This is a genomic window from Salinimicrobium maris, assembly GCF_049680855.1.
Taxonomy (GTDB): Bacteria; Bacteroidota; Bacteroidia; order Flavobacteriales; family Flavobacteriaceae; genus Salinimicrobium.
The window spans coordinates 1-1,778 of record NZ_JBMPGS010000011.1 but is presented as its reverse complement, the minus strand read 5'-3'; the positions used below and the strand labels follow the sequence as shown (position 1 = coordinate 1,778).

Sequence of the window (1,778 nt, the reverse complement as noted above, 5' to 3'; positions counted from 1 at the left end):
TTTTGGTACCTTTTCCTCGAACAGGAATTTGTGTATGTTGGAGATGCAGGCATTGTGGAACCCAGCGGTAAAACCGAACGTAAAGGAATTGACCTAAGTCTGCAATACCAACCTTTGAGCTGGTTGTACGGGAATTTGGATGCCACCTACGCATTTGCCAGGTCGTTGGAGGAGCCAGAAGGAAATGATTTCATCCCGCTCGCACCAGATTTCACCCTCACAGGAGGCCTCAACGCAAATTTACCTTCAGGAATTTACTCCGGGATTTCCATGCGACATCTTTCGGCGCGACCTGCCAACGAAGACAATTCGATCGTTGCAGAAGGATATACGGTTTTTGATTTTAACCTGGGCTATGAGCTTCAAAAATGGCATTTTGGGATCAATATTCAGAATCTTTTTGACACCGAGTGGAATGAAACCCAGTTTGCAACAGAATCACGGCTTTCATTTGAAACAGAAGCCGTTGAGGAAATTCATTTTACGCCGGGAACGCCCTTTTTCTTAAGAGGAATCGTTACTTATTTTTTCTAAGCTTCGGAAACAGAAAAATGGCAAATTTTCCAGCAAATTTTCTTCGGAAAATGCCATTTTTCAAGCTTATTTCCGACGATTTAGAGAATGATATAATTGAGGTTCAAAAACAGATTTCGCCCTCTTCGGGGAATGTTGTTCCAGTCAGAAAAAGTAGAATAATAAGTGTCAAAAATGTTTTCCGCACCAATTTTTACGGTCAGTTTTTGTTCGCCAAAATAATACATGTGAGCAGCCGATAAATTCAATATTGTATAAGCCGGAGTAGAATTTTCACCAAACTCCGGACTAAAGTTACGCTGTTTCAAAGCGCCCTCCACAGAACCTTCTACTGAAAAAAAGCCCTTTTTGAATTGTAAAAATGAAAAATAAGTGAAAGGCTGCACTAAAGGAAGATTTCGGTTTTCAAAATCGCGCCCATAGTTATACACCAGATTTCCACTTAGGGTCCAATTTTCATTAACAAAATAATTGAGGTCAAGACTGCTATTAAATAAAGAGGCGTATTTGAGTTGCTCATAAATCTTTACTCCGTTGGCGCCAATGGTCATAGGGCTAAGGCTATTATCTGGCTTACCTATAATGTAATCTCTTATATGAAAATATGAACCCGAAAAACTTGCGTTCCATTTGTCATTTTTGAGGCTCATGGCAGCGTTGAGCTCGAAAGATTTTTCATTGTTTAGGTTTGGATTTCCTATATAATCAAAGCCATCAAAACTATTGAACAAGTAGAAGCCATATCCTTCAGAAACCGAAGGCGCACGTTCTCCATATCCAAAACCTATGTTATAACTCAAATTGCTCTTCTGAAGCTGCAGACTTGTAGAAGCACCCGGTAAAATCCTGTGGTTCCTTGCTTCCATTTCAGGATAAAAGATTCTTAAACTCTGCAGCCCTGTATGGTTTTTAACCTTGTTGGTGTGCGAACCCAGATTTGCGGTAAGTTTGATATTTGCTCTATGGTGTATGGGGAATTGATCTTCCATATAGATCCCGTTGTAGAGCGTGCGTACATCGGGCCAGGTGTACATAAACATCTCTTTTTCTGAGGGATTGTTTGGGTACATTGTCATTTCTGCCAAAGATTTATTGTAAAAGCCGTTCAGGTTAAGCTTTATTTTATGATTTTGGAATGTCCCGCTTGCTTTGGAATAGAAACCATAGGTGTCACTCCAGCCGGGCATATCCATTCGTATTGGAACATCTGGCCGTTTTGAATCATCCATAACATGCTGTATGCT

2 protein-coding genes are annotated in these 1,778 nt (G+C 40.4%); one reads left to right on the top strand and one right to left on the bottom strand.

Annotated elements, in window-relative coordinates:
* The coding region (locus ACOV1Q_RS15830) for a TonB-dependent receptor domain-containing protein (protein WP_424495377.1) at positions 1–534 on the top strand (534 nt) is incomplete at its 5' end.
* An 80-nt stretch (positions 535–614) separates the two neighbouring features.
* On the opposite strand, the gene ACOV1Q_RS15825 is transcribed toward ACOV1Q_RS15830, so the two are convergent.
* A partial coding sequence (locus ACOV1Q_RS15825; protein WP_424495376.1) for a TonB-dependent receptor domain-containing protein occupies positions 615–1,778 on the bottom strand: 1,164 nt, incomplete at its 5' end.